Annotated in this window: 14 protein-coding genes; all 14 read left to right on the forward strand. The window is 64.6% G+C overall.

What is annotated here, in order from left to right; all coding sequences use genetic code 11:
• Nucleotides 1–13 precede the first annotated feature (13 nt).
• The 14 genes from pheT (at nucleotide 14) to tyrS (ending at nucleotide 17,151) form a co-directional block, all read left to right on the forward strand.
• Nucleotides 14–2,500 carry a phenylalanine--tRNA ligase subunit beta gene (gene pheT / locus ACFI9K_RS10565; protein ID WP_462663436.1) on the forward strand — a complete coding sequence of 829 codons (2,487 nt, stop codon included), beginning with the start codon at nucleotides 14–16 and terminating at the stop codon, nucleotides 2,498–2,500.
• Nucleotides 2,501–2,569: 69 nt separating this feature from the next.
• Nucleotides 2,570–3,151: a hypothetical protein gene (locus ACFI9K_RS10570; RefSeq protein ID WP_462663437.1), complete on the forward strand. Its 582-nt coding sequence runs from the start codon at nucleotides 2,570–2,572 to the stop codon at nucleotides 3,149–3,151.
• A gap of 28 nt (nucleotides 3,152–3,179) precedes the next feature.
• On the forward strand, nucleotides 3,180–4,235 hold the full coding sequence (argC, locus tag ACFI9K_RS10575) for an N-acetyl-gamma-glutamyl-phosphate reductase (protein WP_462663438.1): 1,056 nt from the start codon (nucleotides 3,180–3,182) through the stop codon (nucleotides 4,233–4,235).
• Nucleotides 4,232–5,470 carry a bifunctional glutamate N-acetyltransferase/amino-acid acetyltransferase ArgJ gene (gene argJ, locus ACFI9K_RS10580; RefSeq protein ID WP_462663439.1) on the forward strand — a complete coding sequence of 413 codons (1,239 nt, stop codon included), beginning with the start codon at nucleotides 4,232–4,234 and terminating at the stop codon, nucleotides 5,468–5,470. The genes argC and argJ overlap by 4 nt, the downstream gene beginning before the upstream one ends.
• Nucleotides 5,467–6,381: an acetylglutamate kinase gene (gene argB / locus ACFI9K_RS10585; RefSeq protein WP_462663440.1), complete on the forward strand. Its 915-nt coding sequence runs from the start codon at nucleotides 5,467–5,469 to the stop codon at nucleotides 6,379–6,381. Before argJ ends, argB begins: the two co-directional genes overlap by 4 nt.
• Nucleotides 6,378–7,583, forward strand: a complete 1,206-nt coding sequence (locus ACFI9K_RS10590; RefSeq protein WP_462663441.1) for an acetylornithine transaminase — start codon at nucleotides 6,378–6,380, stop codon at nucleotides 7,581–7,583. Before argB ends, ACFI9K_RS10590 begins: the two co-directional genes overlap by 4 nt.
• Nucleotides 7,580–8,515 carry an ornithine carbamoyltransferase gene (gene argF / locus ACFI9K_RS10595; RefSeq protein ID WP_462663442.1) on the forward strand — a complete coding sequence of 312 codons (936 nt, stop codon included), beginning with the start codon at nucleotides 7,580–7,582 and terminating at the stop codon, nucleotides 8,513–8,515. The genes ACFI9K_RS10590 and argF overlap by 4 nt, the downstream gene beginning before the upstream one ends.
• Nucleotides 8,512–9,027: an arginine repressor gene (locus tag ACFI9K_RS10600; RefSeq protein WP_462663443.1), complete on the forward strand. Its 516-nt coding sequence runs from the start codon at nucleotides 8,512–8,514 to the stop codon at nucleotides 9,025–9,027. Before argF ends, ACFI9K_RS10600 begins: the two co-directional genes overlap by 4 nt.
• Nucleotides 9,028–9,078: 51 nt before the next feature.
• A complete protein-coding gene (locus ACFI9K_RS10605) occupies nucleotides 9,079–10,278 on the forward strand; it encodes an argininosuccinate synthase (protein ID WP_032370344.1) in 1,200 nt (399 codons plus the stop codon).
• On the forward strand, nucleotides 10,275–11,723 hold the full coding sequence (argH, locus tag ACFI9K_RS10610) for an argininosuccinate lyase (RefSeq protein ID WP_462663444.1): 1,449 nt from the start codon (nucleotides 10,275–10,277) through the stop codon (nucleotides 11,721–11,723). Before ACFI9K_RS10605 ends, argH begins: the two co-directional genes overlap by 4 nt.
• Nucleotides 11,724–11,832: 109 nt before the next feature.
• Nucleotides 11,833–14,850 carry an AMP-binding protein gene (locus ACFI9K_RS10615; RefSeq protein ID WP_462663445.1) on the forward strand — a complete coding sequence of 1,006 codons (3,018 nt, stop codon included), beginning with the start codon at nucleotides 11,833–11,835 and terminating at the stop codon, nucleotides 14,848–14,850.
• Nucleotides 14,851–14,952: 102 nt separating this feature from the next.
• A complete protein-coding gene (locus tag ACFI9K_RS10620; RefSeq protein ID WP_462663446.1) occupies nucleotides 14,953–15,159 on the forward strand; it encodes a Trm112 family protein in 207 nt (68 codons plus the stop codon).
• Nucleotides 15,160–15,193: 34 nt separating this feature from the next.
• Complete coding sequence (locus tag ACFI9K_RS10625) at nucleotides 15,194–15,838, forward strand: DNA-3-methyladenine glycosylase (protein WP_462663447.1); 645 nt, start codon at nucleotides 15,194–15,196, stop codon at nucleotides 15,836–15,838.
• A gap of 38 nt (nucleotides 15,839–15,876) precedes the next feature.
• On the forward strand, nucleotides 15,877–17,151 hold the full coding sequence (gene tyrS / locus ACFI9K_RS10630) for a tyrosine--tRNA ligase (protein WP_462663448.1): 1,275 nt from the start codon (nucleotides 15,877–15,879) through the stop codon (nucleotides 17,149–17,151).
• Nucleotides 17,152–17,696: the final 545 nt, after the last annotated feature.

Here is a 17,696-nt window from a genome sequence, read left to right on the forward strand (position 1 = left end):
GAGCTGAGTACACGTGCGAGTCCCACAATCCTGGCTGACCGAGGTACTGCACGCGGGGGCTCCCGACTGGGACGTCTCGCCCGAGGAGCTCGACGCAGGGTTCGTGCGGGTCGGTTTCGAAGTCGAGGAACTCGAATCGCTCGACAACGTGACAGGTCCGCTGGTGGTGGGCCGGGTGACCTCGATCGAGGAATTGACCGAGTTCAAGAAGCCGATTCGATTCTGCCTGGTGGATGTCGGGACCGACGAGCCACAGGAAATCGTCTGTGGTGCACGTAATTTCGCCGAGGGTGACCTCGTCGTCGCCGCGCTGCCCGGCAGCGTTCTGCCCGGTGGATTCTCGATCGCATCGCGCACGACGTACGGTCGCAGCTCGAACGGCATGATCTGCTCGACGCTCGAGCTCGGGCTCGGCCGGGACCACTCCGGAATTCTGGTGCTGCCGGCGGGTACGGCCGCACCGGGTGACGACGCCAAAGAGGTTTTGGGGCTGAGTGACTCGGTGATCGAGCTCAATGTGACCCCGGATCGCGGTTACGCCTTCTCGGTCCGCGGCCTCGCCCGTGAGCTGGCGTGTAGCTTCGACCTGCCCTATGTGGATCCGGCCCGGACGATGCCCACCGAGGTCACCGGGGAGGCGTGGTCGGTTACCGTCGAATCGAATTCCGGTGCATCACGATTCGCGCTGCGCAAGGTTGTCGGCATCGATCCCACGGTGACCACTCCCTGGTGGATGCAGCGTCGTCTCCTTCTGGCCGGCGTGCGCCCGATCTCGGCTGCTGTCGATGTCACCAACTACGTGCTGCACGAGCTCGGGCAGCCGCTGCACGCGTTCGATGCGGCCAAGCTGACCGGCGATCTCGTCGTTCGCCGCGCGAATGCGGGGGAGAAGCTGACCACTCTCGACGGAGTCGAGCGTTCGCTCGATCCCGAAGACGTCGTCATCGCCGACGGCTCGGGAGCCATCTCGTTGGCCGGCGTCATGGGCGGGGCGTCCACCGAAGTGGACGACGCGACCACCGAGGTGGTGCTCGAAGCAGCGTCGTTCGATCCGCTCGCGGTGTTCCGAACCGGTCGTCGCCACAAGCTGTCCAGCGAGGCCAGCAAGCGTTTCGAGCGGACCGTGGATTCTGCTCTTCCGGTCGCCGCGCTCGATCGTGCGGCAGAATTGCTTGTCGAGATCGCCGGCGGCCGGATCGAGCCGGTATCGACCGACATCGGCGAGGCCGCCGAGTACCCGGCCATCACGATGGACTTCGATCTGCCCGACCGGATCGCTGGAGTCCACTACCCCGACGGAACCGCCGCCCGACGGTTGACGCAGATCGGCTGCACAGTGGACGTGTCGATCGACGATGCCGGGCACGGTCGACTGATCGTGACGCCGCCGTCGTGGCGACCGGATCTGGTACAGCGCGCCGACCTGGTCGAAGAGGTACTGCGACTGGAGGGGCTCGAGAAGATCCCGTCGGTACTGCCGTCGGCACCCGGCGGTCGCGGCCTCACCGCCGAGCAGAAGCGCAGACGAGCGGTCGGCAAGGCGCTCGCTTTCGCCGGCTACGTCGAGGTACTGCCTCCGGTGTTCCTACCCAAGGGCGTCTTCGATATCTGGGGTCTGGACAAGGACGATCCACGGCGAGCCACCACGTCGGTGCTCAACCCCCTCGAGGCCGACCGTCCCGAGCTTGCGACCACCGTGCTGCCGGGTCTGCTCGAGATGTTGAGCCGAAATATCGCCCGCGGTCAGCGTGACGTGTCGCTGTTCGGTATCGCCCAGGTGGTCCTCCGAGACGACTCCACCGCTGCGGTGGACGCACTGCCGGTCGATCGTCGCCCGACCGACGACCAGATCGCCATGCTTCGGGGTTCGTTGCCGGCGCAGCCGGTGCATGTCGGGGTAGTGCTGACCGGTCAGCGTGAGTTTTCGGGGCCGTGGGGTGCGGGCCGTGCCGCCGAGGCGGCCGACGCGTTCGCCGCGGTACGTACGGTGACCGAGGCAGCCGGTGTGCACGTCGATCTCCGTGCCGCACAGCATCTCCCGTGGCATCCCGGTCGGTGCGCCGAGGTATTGCTCGACGGTGAGGTCGTGGGCTATGCAGGCGAACTGCACCCGGCGGTCCTCGAGCGGGCAGGCTTGCCGCCGCGTACCTGTGCCGTGGAGTTGAGCCTGAGCGCTCTGCCTGTGATCGAAGCGCTCCCGGCACCCGAGGTGTCGCCCTATCCGGCGGTGTTGCAGGACGTTGCCGTAGTGGTCGACGCCTCCGTGCCTGCGGCGTCCGTCGAGGCGGCGCTCACGATCGGCGGCGGCGATCTGCTCGAATCGATCCGGTTGTTCGACGTCTTCGAGGGTGAACAGGTGGGTGAAGGTCGTAAGTCGCTGGCGTTCGCGCTGCGGTTCCGCGGCACTGACGGCACGTTGACCGAGGCTCAGGCCACTGCGGCGCGCGATGCTGCGGTCGACGCTGCAGCCAAAGCTGTCGGAGCCGAGCTGCGTAGCTGATCCGTCGACGGCTTCGCCGTCGGTTCCGTAGCGTGGAGTTACGAACGCCCACGGTGACGGGAGCAACGCATGAGTGAATCCGGAGCAGACGGCACGCGATCCGATCTGCAGGTCGTCAACGACGTCCTCGCGGCGGTGGCCGGTCGGGCTCGGCTGGCTCCGCTGGCGGCCGCCGCGTCGGCATTGGCTGCCGAGCTGGGCACGGCCGAACCCGAAGCGACGGGACCTGATCGTGGTGCGCCACCGGGAACGGTGCCCGATGTCGACGTCCCGCAGGTAACGAGGCCGCGGATCGACCAACCGCTCGGAGATCCGCCGCCGGGTGCTCCACTCGGCGGCACGGTGCCAGGCGTCATCGACGCGGAACTGGTCGACGATGTGCCCGTCGGCAGCGGATACGGCGGCGGCTCGGCGAGTGCACCTATCGGCGATTTCACGGATGCGGGGGTGCCGACATGGGACGGTGTGCGCGGCAACGTAGAACGGCGATCGGGCACAGCCGTCGGTGCAGAGGAGCTGGACCGAGGGTCTCGGGCCGGTCAGGACCTCGACAGGCAGTGGAGTGAACGTCAGGAAGCCGGCCGAAAGAAGCTCGACGAGATTCGGAAGTCCATGGGTGGGGGCACACACGCCGGACCCGTTGATGAATGAGCTTGCATGATGCTGCATAATAAATCACATGACTATTTCGGAGGCTACGCCGAAGCGCATCGCGGTGGCCGGGGCAAGCGGGTACGCCGGGGGTGAGATCCTTCGGATTCTGCTCGGTCATCCGGCGGTGCACGACGGCTCGCTGGTCATCGGATCGCTGACGGCGGGCGGTAATGCGGGCGCGACACTGGGAGAATTTCACCCCCATCTGCTGCCGCTCGCAGATCGCGTGCTCGGTCCGACCACCGTCGAGGAGCTTGCCGGACACGATGTCGTGTTTCTGGGGCTGCCGCACGGCAAGTCGGCCGAGCTTGCACTGGAGCTGCCGGAGTCGGTGGTCATCATCGACTGTGGTGCCGACTTCCGCCTCACCGACGCGGCAGCGTGGGAGAAGTACTACAAGTCCCCGCATGCAGGCAGTTGGCCCTACGGGTTGCCGGAGCTCCCGGGCTGCCGGGAGCGGTTGGTGGGTGCGACCCGCATCGCGGTTCCGGGTTGCTATCCGACGGTGTCCTCTCTTGCTCTGGCTCCGGCAGTCGCCGCCGGAATCATCGAGCCGCGGGTCAATATCGTTGCCGTCAGCGGTGCTTCGGGTGCCGGCCGCGCACCCAAGGCCGATCTCTTGGGCTCGGAGGTGATGGGTTCGGTTCGTGCGTACGCAGTGGCGGGTGCGCACCGGCACACGCCGGAGATCGTGCAGAACCTGTCGGCGGTGGCCGGTAGGGACGTGTCGGTGTCGTTCACTCCGGTTCTCGCGCCGATGCCGCGTGGCATTCTGGCCACCTGCACGGCCGTCACCACTGCTACCGAGGCGCAGGCCGTCGAGGTGTACGAAAAAGCTTATGCCGCAGAGCCGTTCGTGCACGTGCTTCCGACCGGTCGGCTGCCGCAGACCGGTTCGGTCATCGGTTCGAATGCCGTGCAGATGAGTGTGTCGGTCGACGCCGACGCCGGCCTGCTCGTCGTGATCGCGGCTATCGACAACTTGGCCAAGGGCACGGCGGGAGCCGCTGTTCAGTCGATGAATCTCGCACTGGGAATCACCGAGACCGAGGGTCTCTCAACCGTAGGAGTAGCGCCATGAGCAGCGTTCGGAGCGACGCGGAGTCCGTCGGAACGGTCGCGGGAAAGCTTGTCCGCACTCAAGGTGTCACTGCTCCTGCAGGCTTCCGCGCGGCCGGAATCACGGCCGGCATCAAGGCGAGTGGCAAGTCGGACCTGGCTCTCGTGTTCAACGAAGGCCCGGACTTCACAGCAGCGGGAGTCTTCACCCGCAACAAGGTCAAGGCCGCGCCGGTGCTGTGGTCGCAGCAGGTGCTCACCACCGGCCGGCTCCGCGCGGTCGTCCTGAACTCCGGTGGGGCCAACGCATGTACCGGCGCACCCGGTTTTCAGGACGCACATCGGACGGCCGAGGAAGTGGCGTCGGTACTGAGCAATTGGGGTTCGGAAACGGGAGCCATCGAGGTGGCGGTCTGCTCGACGGGGCTCATCGGGGATCGGTTGCCGATGGACAAGTTGTTGCCGGGCGTGACCGAAGTGGTCCACGAACTCGCCGGCGGAATCTCCGGCGGCACCGATGCCGCGTACGCGATCATGACCACCGACACCGTTCCGAAGCAGGCGGCAATCCATCACTCGGACAAGTGGAATGTCGGTGGTATGGCGAAGGGTGCGGGCATGCTCGCCCCGTCGTTGGCCACGATGCTCAGCGTCATCACCACCGATGCCGTCGCAACCGCGGAGCAACTCGATACCGCACTGCGTGCGGCCACCCGGTTGTCCTACGACCGGCTCGACGTCGACGGTGCATCCTCCACCAACGACACGGTCTTGCTGCTGTCCTCGGGGGCGAGCGGTGTGAGCCCGTCGCAGGAGGACCTGAATGCCGCTGTACTGGCGGTGTGCGACGACCTGGCCGATCAGATGATGGCCGACGCCGAGGGCGTGACCAAGCGAGTGAAGATCACCGTCTCGGGTGCACTGTCGGAAGACGATGCGCTCATCGGTGCACGCGCCGTAGCCAGAGACAGCTTGACCAAGACAGCACTGTTCGGTTCGGACCCCAACTGGGGCCGGGTACTCGCAGCAATCGGTATTGCTCCGATCGAGCTCGATCCCGATCGAATCTCTGTGTCGTTCAACGACAATCCGGTGTGTGTCGACGGCGTCGGCGCTCCGGGTGCTCGTGAGGTCGATCTGTCCGGAGTCGACATCGCAGTGACCATCGACCTCGGACTGGGTTCCGGCACGGCCACGATCAGAACGACGGATCTGTCCCACGCGTACGTCGAGGAGAATTCGGCGTATTCGTCATGACCTCGGCACACCTGCAGCTCACTGCTGCGCAGAAAGCGTTCACGCTCGCCGAGGCGCTGCCGTGGTTGCAACGGTTCTCGGGCAAGACGGTGGTGGTGAAGTACGGCGGAAACGCCATGGTCGACGACGATCTCAAACGGGCTTTCGCCGCGGACATGGTGTTCTTGCGTACGGTCGGCATCCATCCCGTCGTCGTGCACGGTGGTGGACCGCAAATTTCGGCAATGCTGACCAAGCTCGGTTTGACCGGTGAGTTCCGCGGCGGATTCCGGGTCACGACGCCCGAGGTGATGGACGTCGTGCGCATGGTGCTGTTCGGACAGGTCGGCCGAGAACTCGTCGGCTTGATCAACAGTCACGGGCCGTATGCCGTCGGCATTTCCGGTGAGGATGCGCACCTGTTCACCGCAACCCGGCGAACTGTTCTCGTCGACGGCGATCAGACCGACATCGGTCTGGTGGGCGACGTCACCTCCGTGGATCCGACGGCCATCTTCGATCTCATTGCCGCCGGCCGCATTCCGGTGGTCTCCACCATCGCTCCCGACCGCGACGGCGTCGTGCACAACATCAATGCCGACACCGCCGCCGCCGCACTGGCCAGTGCCATCGGTGCCGAAAAATTGGTCGTCCTCACCGACGTCGAAGGTTTGTACACCGCGTGGCCGGATCGCAGTTCGTTGACGTCCGAGATAGATGCGTCCGCACTCGATGCGTTGTTGCCGTCGCTCGACGCCGGGATGGTGCCGAAAATGGAAGCGTGCCTGCGCGCTGTACGAGCAGGTGTACCGACCGCGCACGTCATCGACGGACGCGTCGAACATTCCGTTCTGGTCGAGCTGTTCACCGGCCAGGGAATCGGCACGATGGTCACCCCCGATCACTCTTCTACGGCAGGAGTCACGCCATGACCGGCACGGAGTCCACGCTCGATCTTCAACAGCGGTGGTCCAATTCGTTGATGGACAACTACGGTGTTCCGCGTGTGGCGCTCGTGCGCGGTGACGGTGCCTTGGTGACCGACGCCGACGGCAAGCAGTACCTCGACCTTCTCGCCGGTATTGCCGTCAACATCCTGGGACACGCTCATCCCGCAGTGATCGAGGCGGTGACCTCTCAGCTCTCCACCCTCGGGCACACGTCGAATCTGTATGCGACGGAACCGGGCATCGAACTGGCCGAGCAGTTGCTCGCGCACCTGGGTGCGGGCATGACCGGGCGAGTGTTCTTCTGCAACTCGGGAACCGAGGCCAACGAGGCGGCGTTCAAGATCGCGCGGTTGACCGGCCGGCCCAACATCGTGGCGGCGGAGAAGGCCTTCCACGGACGGACGATGGGTGCATTGGCGCTCACCGGGCAGGCAGACAAGCGAATTCCGTTCGAGCCGATGCCTGCAGGTGTGCAGCACGTCCCGTACGGGGACGTAGCGGCGCTCGAGGCAGCCGTCGATTCCGATACTGCCGCAGTATTTCTCGAACCCATCATGGGGGAGGGCGGTGTGGTCGTTCCTCCCGAGGGATATCTGCTCGCGGCGCGTGAGATCACCGCACGGCACGGCGCGTTGCTCGTCCTCGACGAGGTGCAGACCGGTATCGGTCGCACGGGGTGGTTCTACGCCCATCAGGCGGTCGGAATCGTGCCCGACGTGATCACCTTGGCGAAAGGTTTGGGCGGGGGTCTGCCCATCGGAGCCTGCATCGGTATCGGAGCTGCTGGGGAGCTGTTGCATCCGGGCAAACACGGCACCACCTTCGGGGGTAACCCGGTATGCGCCGCTGCCGCGTTGGCGGTGTTGCGCACTATTGCCGCCGATGACCTCATTTCGCATGCGGACAGCCTGGGCAAGATCATCGCCCACTCCATCGAGGCCCTCGAACACCCTCTGGTGAGCCATGTTCGGGGATCGGGACTGCTGCTGGGAGTGGTGCTCACCGCTGCGGTCGCGCCGGCGGCCGAGGCGGCGGCGCGTGACGCAGGGTTTCTTCTCAATGCGGCGCAGCCAGACGTCCTGAGGCTCGCACCACCACTGATCATCACCGAAGAGCAAGCCGCCTCGTTCGTTGCGGCGTTACCGGCAATTCTCGACGCAGCACAGGAGGCTCATCAGCCATGACAGTTCAGCACTTCCTCCGAGACGACGACGTCACCCCGCAGCAGCAGGGTGAGATCCTCGCTCTGGCTGCCGAAATCAAGCGGGCACCGTTCTCGAAGCGCCCGCTCGAGGGTCCGAAGGGTATCGGAGTCATCTTCGAGAAGAATTCCACTCGGACACGATTCTCCTTCGAGCTGGGCATCGCGCAACTGGGTGGCCATGCCGTAGTGGTCACCGGAAGCGATACCCAACTCGGTCGCGAGGAGACGTTGCAGGACACCGGTCGGGTGCTCTCGCGTTACGTCGAGGCCGTCGTGTGGCGCACCTTCGGGCAGAAGCGGCTCGAGCAGATGGCCACCGGCGCAACGATTCCTATCGTCAACGCCCTGTCGAACGAATTTCACCCGTGCCAGGTACTCGCCGATCTGCAGACCCTGATCGAGCACAAGGGAGATCTGAAGGGTCGTACCTTGGCGTATTTCGGTGACGGTGCCAACAACATGGCGCACTCGCTGCTCCTCGGCGGAGTGACGGCAGGGCTGAACGTCAGGATCGCTGCGCCCAAGGAATTCGCACCGCTCGGATACGTTCTCGACGCAGCCCGTGCGCGCGCCGAGGAAACCGGTGCGACCATCACGGTGACCGAAGACCCCGATGCGGCCGCCGACGGTGCCGATGCTCTCGTCACCGATACCTGGACGTCGATGGGGCAGGAGAACGACGGTCTCGATCGGGTCGCTCCGTTCCGGCCCTACCGAATCGACTCCGAGCTGTTGTCGAAGGCACAATCCGATGCAGTCGTGCTGCATTGTCTGCCCGCACACCGGGGTGAGGAAGTCACCGACGAGGTGCTGGACGGTCCGCAGAGCGTCGTGTGGGACGAGGCCGAGAACCGTCTGCACGCGCAGAAGGCTCTGCTGGTCTGGCTCCTCGAGCAGGCCCAGCGAGCATGAGCGAGGACGTCAGTGCGGTGCCGTTGACCGCGTCGACTCGGGCGGGCAGGCAGGCGCGGATCATCGCCTTGCTGGCCACGCACCAGGTACGCAGTCAACCGCAGCTGGCGTCGTTGCTTTCGGCCGAGGGGATCGACACCACTCAGGCCACGCTCTCGCGGGATCTCGAAGAATTGGGTGCGGTGAAGCTGCGCGCCCCGGACGGCGGGGTGGGGGTGTACGTCGTGCCCGAGGACGGCAGCCCCGTCCGTGGGGTGTCCGGTGGCACCGACCGCCTCCTCAAGTTGTTGGGGGATTTGTTGGTCTCCACCGATCACAGCGGGAATCAAGCAGTGCTCCGAACACCACCCGGCGCGGCGCATTATTTGGCCAGCGCTCTCGATCGTGCCGCGATGCCCGAGATCGTCGGAACCATTGCCGGTGACGACACGATTCTGTTGATAGCCCGCGAGCCACACACCGGTGGCGAAGTTGCGGACAAGATCGAAAAGCTTGCTCGACGCGGTAACTGAGATCCGGCTACCCATCATGCGCAACACGAACGACGAAGGAGCTTGAACACCATGGCCGAACGCGTCATCCTCGCCTATTCCGGCGGACTCGACACCTCTGTCGCCATCAGCTGGATCGGGCGGGAGACCGGCAAGGAGGTCGTCGCCGTCGCCATCGACCTGGGCCAGGGCGGTGAGGACATGAATGTCGTACGCCAACGCGCATTGGATTGCGGCGCAGTCGAATCGGTTGTCGTCGACGCCAGGGACGAGTTCGCCGACGAATACTGCCTGCCGACGGTGCAGTCCAACGCGCTCTACATGGATCGCTATCCGTTGGTCTCGGCCATCAGCCGTCCGCTGATCGTCAAGCATCTCGTCGAGAACGCACGTGCGCACGGCGGAACCGTCGTCGCCCACGGGTGCACGGGTAAGGGCAACGACCAGGTGCGGTTCGAGGTCGGCTTCAACACGCTCGCTCCCGAACTCGAAGTGCTTGCTCCGGTCCGCGACTACGCGTGGACGCGGGAGAAGGCGATCGCGTTCGCCGAGGAGAACGACATTCCGATCAACGTGACCACCAAGTCGCCGTTCTCCATCGACCAGAACGTGTGGGGCCGGGCAGTGGAGACCGGCTTCCTGGAAGACCTGTGGAATGCGCCGACGAAGGACGTGTACGACTACACCGAGGACCCGACGGTCAACTTCCAGGCACCCGACGAACTGATCCTCACGTTCGACAAGGGTCGCCCGGTTGCCATCGACGGCCGCCCGGTGTCGGTGCTCGGTGCGATCCAAGAACTCAACACCCGGGCGGGCGCTCAGGGAGTCGGCCGCTTGGACGTCGTCGAGGATCGCCTCGTCGGCATCAAGAGCCGGGAGATCTACGAGGCACCGGGGGCGATGGTCCTCATCCGTGCGCACGAGGAGCTCGAGCACGTGACCCTCGAGCGTGAACTCGGCCGCTACAAGCGGCACACCGATCAGAAGTGGGCCGAGTTGGTGTACGACGGTTTGTGGTACTCGCCGCTCAAGGGCGCACTCGACACGTTCGTTCAGCACACCCAGGAGCACGTCTCGGGCGACATTCGTCTGGTCCTGCACGCGGGCGGAATCATCGTCAACGGCCGTCGCAGCGGAGAGTCGTTGTACGACTTCAATTTGGCCACCTACGACGAGGGCGACACGTTCGATCAGTCCGCGGCCAAAGGATTCGTGCAGCTGCACGGACTCTCGTCGAAGATCGCAGCGAAGCGGGACCTGGGCCTGTGAGCACTTCGAGCAACGCGCACGGAACCAACGAAGGCTCGCTGTGGGGCGGGCGTTTCGCGTCCGGCCCGGCGGCGGCCATGGCTGCACTGAGCAAATCGACACACTTCGACTGGGTGCTCGCGCCCTACGACATCCGCGCGTCCATGGCGCACGCTCGGGTGCTCAACGGTGCCGGACTGCTGACCCCGCAGGATCTCGAGACCATGCTCGACGGCTTGCAACGTCTCGCCGACGACGTGGCGTCCGGTGAATTCGCTGCGGCCGAGTCCGACGAGGACGTGCACGGTGCCCTCGAACGCGGTCTGATCGACCGGGTCGGTCCCGAGGTGGGCGGCCGCCTGCGCGCAGGCCGCTCCCGCAACGACCAGGTCGCAACGTTGTTCCGAATGTGGTTGCGCGACGCCGTCCGTCGGGTGTCGGTCGGTGTGCTCGACGTGGTGGACGCACTGGCGACCCAGGCAGCGGCGCACCCCACCGCGGTCATGCCCGGCAAGACGCATTCGCAGGCGGCGCAGCCGGTGCTGTTGGCACATCAGCTGCTTGCTCATACCCATCCACTGCTGCGTGATGTCCAACGGTTCGCGGACTTCGACAAGCGAGCGGCAGTGTCGCCCTACGGTTCCGGTGCTCTGGCCGGATCCTCGCTCGGTCTGAGCCCCGAGAAGATCGCCGCGGAACTCGGTTTCGATTCGTCGGCCGAGAATTCGATCGACGCCACGTCGTCGCGCGATTTCGCAGCGGAAGCCGCGTTCGTGTTGGCGATGACGGCGGTGGACCTGTCTCGGTTCGCCGAGGAGGTCATCTCGTGGAGTACACCGGAGTACGGGTACGTGACCTTGGCCGATGCATGGTCCACGGGTAGTTCCATCATGCCGCAGAAGAAGAACCCCGATGTCGCGGAATTGACTCGTGGCAAGACGGGGCGGCTGATCGGAAATCTGACCGGTTTGTTGGCCACCCTCAAGGCGCAACCGCTGGCCTACAACCGGGATCTCCAGGAAGACAAGGAGCCGGTGTTCGATTCGGTGGCACAGCTCGAGTTGCTGCTCCCGGCACTGACCGGTTTGACGGCAACACTGCAGTTCCACACCGAACGTATGGCAGAGCTCGCGCCTGCCGGGTTCACGCTCGCCACCGATATCGCCGAATGGATGGTGCGACAGGGGATTGCGTTCCGGGTTGCGCACGAGGCAGCCGGAGCCTGCGTACGCGCGGCGGAAGCGCGGGGCGTCGGACTGGTGGATCTGACCGACGACGAGCTCGCGTCGATCGATCCGGCGCTCACTCCGGCTGTACGTGAGGTGCTCACCGTCGAGGGTTCCATTTCGTCGCGTGATGCTCGCGGCGGCACCGCGGCGGTGCAGGTGGCGCATCAACTCGGCGGTGTGCGGACAACCGCGTCGACGCTTCGTGCATGGGCCGAGGAACCGGTGTTGCAACACTAGGTGAGCAAGGGACATCCACGCCGGTTCCCCCGAGTGTGATGTGAGAAGCTTTCGTCACGCGAAGACCGATGCCGGTCCTTCCGTCGGGGCCGAACGCAGGAGTGTAGTTGTGGGACTGAATGCAGACGCCGTACGTGGTCCGCTGCGCCGTGCCATCGCCACGGCCCAGAACGGTCTCGAGGTCATTCGTCTCGGTGGTCTCGAAACCGAGGTGGACCCGTCGCCGTTCCGGGTGATGGACCGTGAGCCCATGTATCGGTTACGCCGTTACTTCCCCGACGACGTGCCCGCGGACAGTCCTCCGGTGGTGCTCATACCGCCGATGATGGTGTCGGCCGACGTCTACGACGTCACCACCGATCAGGGAGCGGCCGGAATTCTTCACGGCATGGGCCTGGACCCATGGGTGGTCGATTTCGGTTCGCCCGACACCGAAGAGGGTGGCTGGAGCCGTACGCTGGCCGATCACGTCGTTGCGATCAGCGAGGTCGTGGACAAGGTCCACGAGCACACCGGACGCGACGTGCACCTCGGCGGGTACTCGCAGGGCGGGATGTTCTGCTACCAGGCTGCGGCCTACCGCGGTGGACGAAACCTCGCGAGCCTCATCACTTTCGGGGCCCCGGTCGACACGTTGGCCGGTCTGCCGTTGGGCATTCCAGCAGGTGTGGCGACCCGCGGCGCGGAATTCCTGGCCGATCACGTCTTCACTCGGTTGGCTGTGTCGGGTTGGATGGCGCGGACCGGATTTCAGCTTCTCGACCCCGCGAAGACCGTGCGGTCTCGTTTGGACTTCCTGCGGCAGTTGCACGATCGCGAAGCGCTGTTGCCGCGAGAGCCGCAGCGCCGCTTCCTGGCGATGGACGGTTGGGTGGCGTGGTCGGGGCCGGCCGTGGCCGAACTGCTCAAGCAGTTCGTCGTGCACAATCGCATGATGACCGGTGGCTTCGTCATCAAGGACAGGCTGTTGACGCTCGCGGAGTTGACGGTGCCGGTCTTGGCTTTCGTCGGTGAAGTGGACGACATCGGGCAGCCGTTGGCCGTGCGCGGGATCCAGCGTGCCGCTCCTCGTGCCGAGGTGTTCGAAACCACCTTGCGCGCAGGCCATTTCGGCCTGGTGGTCGGCAGCACTGCAGCTGCTCAGACGTGGCCGACGACAGGCAACTGGATTCGGTGGCGAGAGGGCCTCGGTCCCAGGCCCGAGGCGGTCCGCGTGATGGAGCGCGACCATCACAGCGACACCGACAGTGGAGTGTCGATCACCAATCGACTGATTCACACGGCTGCATCCATCGCAGAGGTGGGTGTCGGCGTCGGCCGGGGTCTGGCATCGGCAGCCACCGGGGCGGTGCGTGGAACCCGTGAGATCTCGACCGAGGCAGTGCGTACGTTGCCGCGGCTCGCGCGGCTGGGGCAGATGCAGCCGCACAGTCGGGTGTCGTTGGGTCGCTTGATCAGTGAGCAGGGAAGAAAGTCCCCGCTCGGCGAGTGCTTCCTCTTCGACGATCGAGTACACACGTACGACGCAGTCAACGTGCGCATCGACAACGTGGTTCGTGGTCTGATCAGTGTCGGTGTGCGGCCGGCATCGCGCATCGGTGTGTTGATGGAGACCAGACCGAGTGCACTTGCCGCCATTGCGGCCCTGTCACGAATCGGCGCGGTTCCGGTGCTTCTGCAGCCGGGCAGCGACCTGCGAGCTGCGCTGCGCACCGTGGATGTGGACACCGTGATCGCCGATCCCGAGAATGCGGCAGCGGCTGTTCCTGTCGCGCCCAATGTGTTGGTGCTCGGCGGCGGCGAGACGCGTCGTCTCGAGATTCCGGAGGGCTACGAGGTGACCGACCTCGAGGCCATCGATCCCGATTCGGTGCGCCTGCCGCAGTGGTACGAGCCGGACCCGGGACGCGCCCGGGAACTGGCCATGATCCTGTTCACCACGACCGACCGTGGAGTCGAACCTCGGTACATCACCAATCACCGCTGGGCGCTGTCGGCCTTCGGCACCGCAACCACGGCTGCCCTCGGTCCAGGCGATACTGTGTACTGCCTTGCCCCGCTACATCATTCGGCCGGAATTCTGGTCACGATCGGCGGCGCGCTCGCAGGTGGGTCGCGGATCGCACTGTCCCGTGGCCTGGACCCCGAGCGATTCAGCGAAGAGGTGTATCGCTACGGCGTCACCGTGGTCAGCTACACGTGGACGATGATGCGGCAGATTCTCGACGACAATCGTTTCCCTGTGGATTCCGGCCATCCGGTTCGCTTGTTCATCGGCTCCGGTATGCCGGTCGGACTGTGGCGGCGCACGCTGGCTCGGTTCAGTCCTGCTCGGGTGCTCGAGTTCTACGCTTCGACCGAGAACGACGTCATTCTGGCGAACGTGGCCGGATCGAAGATCGGGTCGAAAGGCCGCCCGCTGCCGGGCAGCGCGCGGGTTGCCCTGGCGGCGTACGACCCGATCACCGGCCGTCTCGAAGAGGACGACGACGGTTTCGTCCGGCAGTGCCGCGACGACGAGATCGGGTTGCTGCTGGGACGGCCGAGCGGAGAGGGTGAAGCAACCAGCCATGTGATGCGCGGCGTATTCGAGCCCACGGACGCCTGGATTCCCACCGAGAATCTTTTCCGGCGCGATTCAGACGGCGACTACTGGTTGATCGACCGCAAGGACACCGTCGTGCGATCGGCTTGCGGACCCGTCTACACCCAGCCCATCGTCGACGCCGTCGGAGACCTCGATCAGGTCGATTCTGCTGTTGTCTACGGCGTGCATGTGGCCGTCGACCGTCCACGATCGGTTCGTGTGGACGCTGCTGCCACCGAGGTTGCGGTTTGCGCTATTTCACTGGAACCGGAAGCAGTGGTCACCGCTCGTGCGCTGACGGACACGCTCGGCGCGCTCCTTCCGGCCGAGCGTCCGGCAATCGTGCACGTGGTAGCCGAGATCCCGGTGGGTCGCGCGTATCGACCCAATGCGACGGCGCTGAAACAAGCGGGCATCCCGACGCCCAGCGCGCGGTCGTGGTACTACGACGCGGAATCGAACAGCTACCGAAGATTGACCAAAGCTATTGTTACTGAGCGTTTTTCGGCAGGACCACCCAAGGTCGAAAAGTCTTCGTGACAGCAGGGCTTCTGGAACGACCCGACCGACGGTGACGGACGTTGGGTAGCGTGAAGCCAGACCATCACTCCGATTCGCTCGGAGCAGACAGCAAGGACACCTGTGGCAATCGACTCGACACTGCTTTCCATCCTCGCGTGCCCCGTGGACAAGGGCCCGCTTCTGCTGGTCGAGGACGAGCTGCTCTACAACCCGCGTCTGCGTCGTGCGTACCCGATCGAGAACGGCATACCGGTGCTGCTCGCGGACGACGCGCGTGATGTGGACGAGTCCGAGCACGAGTCGATTCTGGCGCGCGCCACGTCCTAGTTCGCGGCGAGCGATGGGGCGTGACCGAGTAATGATGACGGCGGCCGAACTGGAAGCCGGTGAACCGACCGATGCGGCCAGGCGGCTGCTCGGCGGGACGATCACGTCAGGTGATGTGTCGCTGCGCATTGTCGAAGTAGAGGCGTACGGCGGGCCGATGGACGGACCGTGGCCGGATCCGGCAGCACACTCGTTTCGCGGTCCCACTGCTCGTAACTCGGTGATGTTCGGTCCCGCCGGGCATCTGTACGTGTATCTGAGCTACGGCATGCACCTGTGTATGAACGTCACATGCGGGCCCGACGGTACGGCCGCCGCCGTGCTGCTCCGGGCAGCCGAGGTTCGGACCGGTCACGATCTGGTCGCAGACAGGCGTCCGGGACGTCTGCCGAGAAGTGCCCGAGTCGAGGCAGGTTGGGCACGTGGACCGGGCAATCTCGGTCGCGCCTTGGGTGTCACCCTCGCCGACAACGGCACCGATCTGTTCGAATCTTCGGCACCGATCACCCTGAAGCCGACCGATACCCGCGTGCCGGACGACGCAGTGTCCTCGGGTCCCCGGGTCGGTGTGAGTGTGGCGGCCGACCGGCCGTGGCGGCTATGGCTCACGGGGTCGACAGCGGTATCGAGCTATCGGCGTAGTCCGAGGGCCCCTGCGCCCGACCGGGACGAGGGCTGACCGACGCCACGGCAAGTCCATGCGGGAGGATCGACGTCGTGAGCGAGAACATCATCGACGAATTGACCTGGCGCGGACTGATCGCGCAGTCCACCGACGTGGAGGCTTTGAAGAAGGCCACCTCGGACGGACCGATCACGTTGTACTCCGGTTTCGACCCGACCGGCCCCTCGCTCCATGCCGGCCACCTGGTTCCGTTGCTCGCCTTGAAGCGTTTTCAGCGCGCCGGTCATCGGCCGATCATTCTGGCCGGCGGGGCCACGGGGCTGATCGGTGATCCTCGCGATGTGGGGGAGCGGACCATGAATTCCCGTGAAGTGGTCACCGAATGGGCGTCGCGCATCCGGGGGCAGCTCGAACGGTTCGTCGATCTGGACGACGGTCCCACCGGTGGGGTAGTGGTGAACAACCTGTCCTGGACGGGTGAACTGTCCACCATCGACTTTCTCCGAGACATCGGTAAGCACTTCTCGATCAACGTCATGCTCGCGCGAGAGACGGTGAAGACTCGACTCGAAGGCGACGGAATGTCGTACACAGAGTTCAGCTACATGCTGTTGCAGGCCAACGACTACGTCCAGCTGCGCCGTGAGTACGGCTGCACTCTGCAGATCGGTGGCTCCGATCAGTGGGGCAACATCATCGCCGGCGTGGAACTGAACCGGAGACAGGACGCCGAACAAGTTCATGCAATGACCGTTCCCCTGGTGACATCGTCCGACGGCAAGAAGTTCGGTAAGTCGACCGGCGGTGGCAGTCTCTGGCTGGACCCCGAGATGACCAGCCCGTATGCCTGGTACCAGTACTTCGTGAACACCGGCGACGCCGATGTGGTCAAGTACCTACGCTGGTTCACCTTTCTGTCCCAGGACGAACTTGCGGAACTGCAGATCGCGACCGAGGAACGACCTCACGCCCGGGAAGCTCAGAAGCGACTGGCTTCGGAGATGACGACTCTGGTTCACGGCGAAGAAGCGACCAGGTCGGTAGAGCTGGCCAGTCAAGCCCTGTTCGGGCGGGCCGAGCTGACAGATCTCGACGAAAGCACGCTGGCGGCGGCCCTGCACGAGGCCTCGGTGGCCGACATCGAAGTGGGTGCACCGATCACGATCGTCGACCTACTTGTCGCGACGGGGCTGAGCGAAAGCAAGGGTGCTGCTCGACGTGCAGTCAAAGAGGGCGGGGCAGCGGTCAACAACGTCAAGATTGCCGACGAGACCTGGACACCGACGACCGACGACTTGTTGCACGGACAGTGGTTGGTCGTTCGGCGCGGGAAACGGAACTTTGCTGGAGCACGAATCGCCCGGTGAATCCGACAACCAGCAGTGGTCGGAGTCACACTGATGTAATTTGGTTTGAGCACGCGTTCGACGGGCAATTCGTTGTTCGCCACCAGGCTGTTCACACCGATTGTGTCGGAACGACCTGGGGATTTGACGCGTTGTTATCCGGGGCGTAACTTTGTCCAAGTCAGAGCGACACGGACGCCAGCCCAGACCGCAAGGCCTGAGGGAAGCGCAAGCGCTCGAAACAACCTGATCCACGTCGGACTTCGGTCTGCGTGGATCTCGGATCGAAGGCCGGCTTGACTGAGCCTGACAATCCAATTTAAGCTGGAACGGTTGCCCCGGACATCGACGAGATCATCTCGAACGTGAACGGTGTGCGCGTGTTCTTTGAGAACTCAACAGTGTGTCGATGAATGTCAGTGCCGAAATTTTTGTTTTGGTGAAAGCATTCGATGTATCAGCTGCCCGCTTGTGGTGGTTGTTGTCGGGTGTTGTTTTGAAATGCTAGTTGAGTTTTTCTGCTAGTGATTTGACTCTTTATGTTTATGACTGATTTGCAGTTTCGA

The organism is Rhodococcus sp. PSi06 (assembly GCF_054960675.1).